The following is a 7,098-nucleotide window of genomic DNA, read 5'->3' as shown; positions in this document are numbered from 1 at the left end:
ATTAGTCGCGAGCTTATTGCCCATGGTTTACCGTGTGATACGCCTCTCGCTTTGATCGAAAACGGCACCACAACGGCCCAGCAGACCCATATCGGCACGCTACAAGCTCTACCAGAGGCACTAATCGCTGGGCGTATTAAATCACCAGCATTATTAATCGTGGGCAGCGTGGTTTCACTGCATGAGAAGCTAGCGTGGTTTAAAGGCGCTCAGACCCCAGCATCAGCGCGCCATAATGATCTACACTCATAAGCGAGCCAACGTTAATACGTTGAATTAGCTAATGGACTGGCTAGATGCCATTTGCTGTGTATGCTAGTAATGAGTGTTAGGTCATAAGCGAACAATTTACGCTGCTGGTATCGGTAGCCAAGACGAGAGGGACGCAGAATGCCAGAAACAAGCCACCCGGATCATCAGACGCCTGCCACCAGGCTGGATACCAAAACCTTATTTAAAGATAACCGTGTTAGAGCTATTGCAGGTATCGCGGCTATCGCGGTTATCTGGGCAATCATGGCCCAATCTAACGCCGGCACTCATAAAGATCGCGTTGAAACGCTTGAAGAGCAGATTGCTACAGTAGAGCAGGATAACCGCCGGTACAGCCGCCGTATTCAGGAAATAGACCAAGCAGAAACCAACCTGTCCGATATGCAGGCAGAGATGGCATCCTTGGAAGAGCAGCGCAATGAGGCAAGCGCATCGCTTGAAAGTGCTCAAAATGATGTAACTACCACCCAGTCACGTCTTGAAGAACTGGAAGCTGAGCGCGCAACGCTACAGCAGGAAGTGGACTCCCTCAATCAGCAGCTTGAAAGCGCACAAGGCGAAATGCAGTCGCTACGTGATGAGCGTGATCAAATCGAGACGACTCAAGAAGAGGCTGAAGCTTCGCTTCAACAAGTAGAAGATGCGCGTGAAAGTGCTGATCAAGCTCGCCAAGAGGCAGAAGCTGCTCGGCAGCAGGCTGAAGAGCAGCGTCAAGAAGCTGTAGATGAGCTGAACAGTGCCGAGGAGGAGTTAGCTGCACTTGAAGATAAAATCAGTCAGGCTAATGAAGAGCTTTCAAGCCTAGAAGAGCAGATATCCAATACTCAGGCTGAGCTTGACGAGCTGCAAAGCACGCGTGATTCGGTTACGGCGGAGCGCGATGAGCTACAACAGGAAGTCGATTCGCTAACCGAACTGCGTGAGCAGGAAGATCAAAGCCTCACCCAGGTTCGTAACGAGATGGAAGACCTCATGGTTGCCCTTGACCTTGGCCGCAACGAAGTTGCAAACGTTGAGAGCGATATTGAAGCGCGCGAAAATCAGTTGTCTCGCTTGGAGTCTCAATTGAGCGAGTGGCGCGAAGAGCTTTCCTCACTCGATCAGCGTCTGGGTAGTGTTGGTGATGCCGCCAATGATGAAGTCCCCACGTTAGCGGGCGAAGCGTCAGAAGATAGCGCCTCAGAAAGTAGTAATACTGAGCAGGAAACGGCCAGCGATGAAGACAATAGCCAGCCGCAGGAGCAGCAGCAAAACCAGCAAAACCAGCAGCAGAACACTAACTAGTAAAAAGTTCGTCTAAAACGTTTGTATAGCTAAAACGATAAATAGCTAGTACGGACGAACCATCAAACGGATGCTGGTATCCCCAGCATCCGTTTTGTTTGTTTATGAATACTCGTTCAGAGAGTATCATTTATCCCAATGTTCATGATCTACCCAGATATAGGAGAGCGACTAAATGGATGGCGTTAAACACATCGTCGCAGTGGCATCGGGCAAAGGTGGGGTTGGCAAGTCGACCGTAACCGTTAACCTGGCACTAGCGCTTTCTGCCCAAGGTTATCGCGTAGGGGTTCTTGATGCGGACATTTATGGACCAAGCCAAGCCCAAATGCTGGGTGTTAAAGAGGGCGTTCGCCCTGAATCCACGGGTGATAATAAATTCTTGCCCTTAACAGCACATGGCCTTCAGGCAATGTCCATGGCTTTTTTGGCGAATACCCGAGAGGCCATGGTATGGCGTGGGCCGATGGTCGTAGGGGCTTTTCAGCAAATGCTCACGCAAACGCAGTGGGATAATCTGGATTTTCTGTTGATCGATATGCCACCGGGTACCGGTGATATTCAACTGACGTTGGCTCAGAAAGTACCGGTAAGCGGGGCTGTCATTGTCACTACGCCACAAGATATTGCGCTTTTAGATGCTCGTAAAGGCATTGAAATGTTTCGCAAAGTGAACGTGCCGGTACTTGGTGTGGTTGAAAATATGAGCCTCTATCACTGTGAGAACTGTGGCCATGAAGCCGCGATCTTCGGTACCGGCGGTGGCGATAGTATCGCTGAAGAGTATCAGACGACGGTACTAGGACGGTTACCTTTGACGCTGTCTATCCGTGAGTTGGCAGACTCGGGCAGCCCAAGTGTTGTATCAGAACCTGATAGCTCGGTAAGCCAAACGTTTGCTGAGATTGCCAGGCAAGTTGCCCAATCAGTGAGTGCCAGCGAAAGCGGTGGCCCCACTATTTCTTTTAGCGAGTGATGAAGTAATACATGAGTATCAAATCAGATAAATGGATTCGTCGCATGGCGCAAAGCGACGCCATGATCGAGCCTTTTGAAGCCGAGCAGGTTCGCTATGTGAATGATCAGCGAGTGATCTCTTACGGTACTTCAAGCTACGGTTATGATGTGCGCTGTGCCGATGAGTTTAAAGTGTTTACCAATATTCACTCGGCTATCGTTGATCCCAAGGCGTTCGATGAGAAAAGCTTTGTAGATATTAAAGGCGATGTCTGCATCATTCCGCCCAACTCATTTGCTTTGGCAAGAACCGTTGAGTACTTCCGCATTCCGCGTAGCGTGCTGACTATCTGCCTGGGAAAATCAACCTACGCGCGCTGTGGCATCATTGTGAACGTCACGCCGCTTGAGCCTGAGTGGGAAGGCCATGTAACGCTTGAGTTCTCTAATACGACCAATTTGCCTGCCAAGATTTATGCTCACGAAGGTGTAGCGCAAATGTTGTTTTTAGAGTCTGATGAAGTCTGCGAAACCTCGTATAAAGATCGCGGAGGCAAATATATGGGCCAGCGCGGAGTAACCTTGCCGCGCACTTAATGAATGAGCGTTATTAATCAGCCCAAAAGCAAGGCCTTACGGGGAACCGTAAGGCCTTGTTGTTTACTGCAGGTGTGTGCCGCAATCATTTATTGATTAAGCAATAAGCTACTCTTCGGCGTCTTCGTCCAGTTCTTCATCCAACTCTTCAGCTGCATCAGCATGTGAGAGGCGCATACCATGGGTAGGCAGCAGGTGACCATCCATTTTGGCGCCTTCAGCGCTAAACTGAAGCCGTCCCTCTAAAAACCACTGCACCGCAATCGGATAAATCAGATGCTCACGTGCGTGGACCTTCTCTTTAAGTGTCTCTTCACTATCATCCGCGCTTACAGACAATTCCGCCTGAAGAACCACCGGGCCGCCATCCAGCTCTTCGGTAACAAAGTGCACGCTACAGCCGTGGCTGGTTACCTGGTCGGCCAGCGCCCTTACGTGGGTATTTAACCCCTGGTACTCGGGCAGCAGTGAAGGATGAATATTGAGCATCCGACCCATAAAGCGTTGTACAAAGCGTGGCGTTAAAATACGCATAAAGCCCGCCAATACGATCAAGTCGGGCTCGTGGCGCTCAATGACTTTAATCAGCGCGCCATCGTAAGCCTCGCGAGTATCATATTCGCGATGGGGCAGGGCAACTGCTTCGATGCCAGCCTCGTGAGCGCGCTTCAAGCCGTAAGCGTCTGCCACGTTGGAAATCACTGCGACAATCTCACCGCCTAGGCGGTCATGAGACTGCGCATCAATCAGCGCCTGAAGATTGCTGCCACTGCCAGAAATAAGCACGACTACCCGACGTGGGCCGGTCGGCTCTGGCGCCATATCGGTAATCGTATCGCTGGGGTAATCGGTACCACTCATACGGGCAGGTTCTCCAGCACCACGGCTTCATCCTGGCGCTTGATAATATGACCGATGCGATAAACCGTTTCACCCTGGACTTGTAAATGGGTCATGGCTTGCTCTGCCTCTGCGGCAGGCACCACGATGACCATGCCGATACCGCAGTTAAGTACACGGTGCATTTCAACTTCGTTAACGTTGCCTTGAGCCTGTAGCCAGTCAAATACCGCAGGACGCTGCCATGTAGCAATATCAACGTGTGCCGCGAGCTCTTCAGGCAGAACGCGGGGGATGTTTTCGAGCAGGCCGCCACCGGTAATGTGGGAAAGTGCATGCACAGGAATAGACGTATCACGCATCAAGGAAAGCAGCGACTTCACATAAATGCGGGTGGGCGCCATTAGTGCATCGCCTAACGGGGTATTATCTACCTGCGTTTCAAGCGAGGCATTGCTCACTTCCAGGATCTTGCGAATTAACGAGTAGCCGTTAGAGTGAGGGCCTGAAGAGGCAAGGCCCAGCAGGACATCGCCTTCGCTTACTTTGCTACCGTCAAGAATTTCGGATTTTTCCACAACGCCGACGCAAAAACCCGCCAGGTCATAGTCACTACCTTCGTACATGCCGGGCATTTCGGCTGTTTCACCACCAACCAATGCACAGCCAGCCAGCTCGCAACCGGCGCCAATGCCGGTTACTACGTCGGCAGCGATATCCACATCCAGCTTACCCGTGGCATAGTAGTCGAGGAACAGCAGCGGTTCGGCACCTGCGACAATCAAATCATTAACGCACATTGCCACTAAATCGATGCCAATGGTGTCGTGCTTGCCAAGGTCCATCGCAAGGCGCAGTTTGGTGCCCACTCCATCAGTGCCAGATACCAGAACAGGCTGCTTGTAGCCTGCGGGTAGCTCGCATAAAGCGCCAAAACCGCCCAAGCCGCCCATTACTTCGGGGCGAGTGGTACGTTTGGCAACGTGTTTGATGCGATCAACTAGGGCATTTCCGGCATCAATATCGACACCTGCATCCTTATAGCTGAGCGAAGGAGTAGCCGGAGAAGTGGAAGTCTCGGTCATGACAGTTCCTGTGAAGCCTATAGCAGTACGGGTAGTGCTGGCGAGATGGCCAGTGCTGGGCAATAACTGACGTGGATTGTAACACCGAGCGGCGTGGCCCGCATCGCCGGTATACATGTTGCGCCTACGTTCCTACAACTTTTGTTATTATTCAGTGCATAAAGCGCTTTTGATGGATCCAGGAAGGAGAGTCATACAATGCGAAGTTCATGGTTAGGGGTAGTGCTGCTAGTCGTGTTTGTTGGACTGGTGTATGTCCTGAATTCAGTTTTAATGCCCTTTATTGCCAGCATGGTATTGGCGTATCTGGCTGATCCACTGTCTAATTATTTCCAGCGGCTAGGCATGAAGCGCACGCTGGCCGTTTGCCTCGTCTTCTTGATACTGCTGATTGTATTGACGGCGAGTTTATTAATTCTCATACCGCTTATCGTCCAGCAGATTAAGCAGTTGGGCGATGCGGTGCCGGGTATTTTTAGCTGGGTTGAAAACGTGCTGGCGCCTCAGGTTCAGGAGTGGACTGGCTACGATTTACGTGGTGAGTTAACCAACGTACGTGAAGTACTGGTTGAAAACTGGCGTGATGCGGGAGGCTATCTAGCTCAGGCTTTAGGGCATATTGGCCGCTCCGGCATGGCATTTATGACCTGGATTACTTATATCGCACTGATTCCGGTCGTTACCTTCTATCTGCTTCTCGACTGGAATCGCATGCTAAGCAACATCGCAAGCTTGGTGCCGCGGCAATGGGCAAGCGACACGTTTCGTTTAGCACGCCGCTGTGATGAGGTGCTGTCATCTTTTTTACGTGGTCAGCTTTTAGTCATGCTGTGTTTAGGCGTTATTTATGCCACAGGGCTTACCTTGATGGGGCTTAACTTTGGCTTGCTGATTGGGTTTGTGGCCGGGCTGGTTAGCTTTGTACCGTTTTTGGGCTTTATCGTAGGGATTGCCGTCGCCCTAATTGTTGCGTTATTTCAATACGGTACGTGGTGGGCGATACTCGGTGTCATCGTGGTATTTAGTATCGGTCAAGCCGCCGAAAGTGTCATACTACAGCCCAAACTTTTGGGAGATAAAATTGGCTTGCATCCTGTTGCCGTTATTTTTGCAGTATTAGCGGGTGGCAACCTGTTTGGGTTTACTGGCGTACTGTTAGCATTGCCTGTTGCCGCCGTATTTATGGTACTTCTCCGCGAGTTAAACGACCGTTATAAGCACAGTTCACTTTATACTGCTGAGCAACGTTCATTAACGCCTTTAAACCACCATGATGGGCTGGATCGTCACGACGAAAGGGAATCATCATGAGCCGAGTGCCGGCACAGCTGCCGTTAGGAGTAGGGTTGCGTGATGATGCAACCTTCAATAATTATTACGCTTCGGGCGCAAATGCACTGCTGGTTGAACATCTGACGCAACAATTTCAGCCGAGTGCCGAGCCTTTTATCTATTTATGGGGCGCCCAGGGGAGTGGGCGAAGCCATCTTCTTCAAGCGGCCTGCCATGCTGCCTCCGATGCCGATAAACGAGCTTTGTATCTACCGTTAGCCGATCTGGGCCACTTTCCACCTCTGATGCTTGAAGATATTGAGCGACTAGATTTGGTAGCGATTGATGATCTGGAATATGTCGTTGGCCGAAAGCGTTGGGAAGAAGCGCTATTTCATGCATTTAATCGATTGCGTGATGCAGGCAAACAGCTTGTAATTGCTTCCAATGCCCCTCCACGCCAGCTTAATGTTGTGCTGCCTGACCTGGCGTCACGATTAACGTGGGGCGTCACCTTTCATCTTCATCCGCTCAATGACGAGGAGCGCCTCGCGGCACTGCGGTTACGTGCGAATGTTAGGGGAATGCAGCTGCCCGACGATGTCGGGCGTTATATTTTGCATCGTGGGCCGCGTGAGTTAGGCGATTTATGCCGAGCCATTGAAACGCTTGATCAAGCGTCTTTATCTGCTAAACGAAAGCTAACGATTCCATTTGTTAAGTCGTCGCTTAACTGGTGAACCTTACCCGCTTATTAATTTAGCGGGTAAGGTCGATGCTTGAATAGATA

The 7,098-nt window shown here is 50.9% G+C and carries 7 protein-coding genes and 1 pseudogene; 6 read left to right on the top strand and 2 right to left on the bottom strand.

The annotated features are described in order from the left end of the window. The 4 genes and pseudogenes from ACT3XD_RS12710 to dcd all read left to right on the top strand — a co-directional run. Positions 1 to 252, top strand: a pseudogene (locus tag ACT3XD_RS12710) (uroporphyrinogen-III C-methyltransferase); the annotation flags it as partial. 138 nt (positions 253 to 390) lie between these two features. Then, positions 391 to 1,557, top strand: a complete 1,167-nt coding sequence (locus tag ACT3XD_RS12705; RefSeq protein ID WP_192538291.1) for a kinesin — start codon at positions 391 to 393, stop codon at positions 1,555 to 1,557. A gap of 175 nt (positions 1,558 to 1,732) precedes the next feature. Continuing rightward, the gene (gene apbC, locus ACT3XD_RS12700) at positions 1,733 to 2,533 is read left to right on the top strand and encodes an iron-sulfur cluster carrier protein ApbC (protein WP_192538290.1); all 801 of its coding nucleotides are present in this window, start codon (positions 1,733 to 1,735) and stop codon (positions 2,531 to 2,533) included. Between the two features lie 11 nt (positions 2,534 to 2,544). After that, complete coding sequence (dcd, locus tag ACT3XD_RS12695) at positions 2,545 to 3,111, top strand: dCTP deaminase (RefSeq protein ID WP_018917236.1); 567 nt, start codon at positions 2,545 to 2,547, stop codon at positions 3,109 to 3,111. Between the two features lie 108 nt (positions 3,112 to 3,219). Here dcd and purN read toward each other — a convergent pair whose 3' ends face one another. Further along, complete coding sequence (gene purN, locus ACT3XD_RS12690) at positions 3,220 to 3,972, bottom strand: phosphoribosylglycinamide formyltransferase (RefSeq protein ID WP_192538285.1); 753 nt, start codon at positions 3,970 to 3,972, stop codon at positions 3,220 to 3,222. Continuing rightward, positions 3,969 to 5,036, bottom strand: a complete 1,068-nt coding sequence (gene purM, locus ACT3XD_RS12685; protein ID WP_192538284.1) for a phosphoribosylformylglycinamidine cyclo-ligase — start codon at positions 5,034 to 5,036, stop codon at positions 3,969 to 3,971. The genes purN and purM overlap by 4 nt, the downstream gene beginning before the upstream one ends. A 198-nt stretch (positions 5,037 to 5,234) precedes the next feature. Here purM and ACT3XD_RS12680 point away from each other — a divergent pair, with 198 nt between their 5' ends. Together ACT3XD_RS12680 and hda are read left to right on the top strand one after the other, a co-directional pair. Beyond that, positions 5,235 to 6,347 (top strand): AI-2E family transporter, encoded by a 1,113-nt coding sequence (locus ACT3XD_RS12680; RefSeq protein WP_192538283.1) that lies wholly within the window; start codon positions 5,235 to 5,237, stop codon positions 6,345 to 6,347. Continuing rightward, positions 6,344 to 7,048, top strand: coding sequence for a DnaA regulatory inactivator Hda (hda, locus tag ACT3XD_RS12675; protein ID WP_192538282.1), 705 nt, complete (start codon positions 6,344 to 6,346; stop codon positions 7,046 to 7,048). The genes ACT3XD_RS12680 and hda overlap by 4 nt, the downstream gene beginning before the upstream one ends. Positions 7,049 to 7,098: the final 50 nt, after the last annotated feature.

The sequence above is a fragment of the Halomonas sp. AOP7-B1-5 genome, assembly GCF_052353045.1.
In the GTDB taxonomy this organism is placed as follows: Bacteria; Pseudomonadota; Gammaproteobacteria; order Pseudomonadales; family Halomonadaceae; genus Vreelandella; species Vreelandella colorata.
The sequence above is the reverse complement of the archived record's forward strand: the minus strand, read 5'-3'. Positions and strand labels throughout refer to the sequence as shown.

Coding starts and splice junctions, on each gene's coding strand:
- hda (WP_192538282.1), top strand. CDS start 6,344: ATGAGCCGAGTGCCGGCACAGCTGCCGTTAGGAGTAGGGTTGCGTGAT.
- dcd (WP_018917236.1), top strand. CDS start 2,545: ATGAGTATCAAATCAGATAAATGGATTCGTCGCATGGCGCAAAGCGAC.
- purM (WP_192538284.1), bottom strand. CDS start 5,036: ATGACCGAGACTTCCACTTCTCCGGCTACTCCTTCGCTCAGCTATAAG.
- ACT3XD_RS12680 (WP_192538283.1), top strand. CDS start 5,235: ATGCGAAGTTCATGGTTAGGGGTAGTGCTGCTAGTCGTGTTTGTTGGA.
- apbC (WP_192538290.1), top strand. CDS start 1,733: ATGGATGGCGTTAAACACATCGTCGCAGTGGCATCGGGCAAAGGTGGG.
- purN (WP_192538285.1), bottom strand. CDS start 3,972: ATGAGTGGTACCGATTACCCCAGCGATACGATTACCGATATGGCGCCA.
- ACT3XD_RS12705 (WP_192538291.1), top strand. CDS start 391: ATGCCAGAAACAAGCCACCCGGATCATCAGACGCCTGCCACCAGGCTG.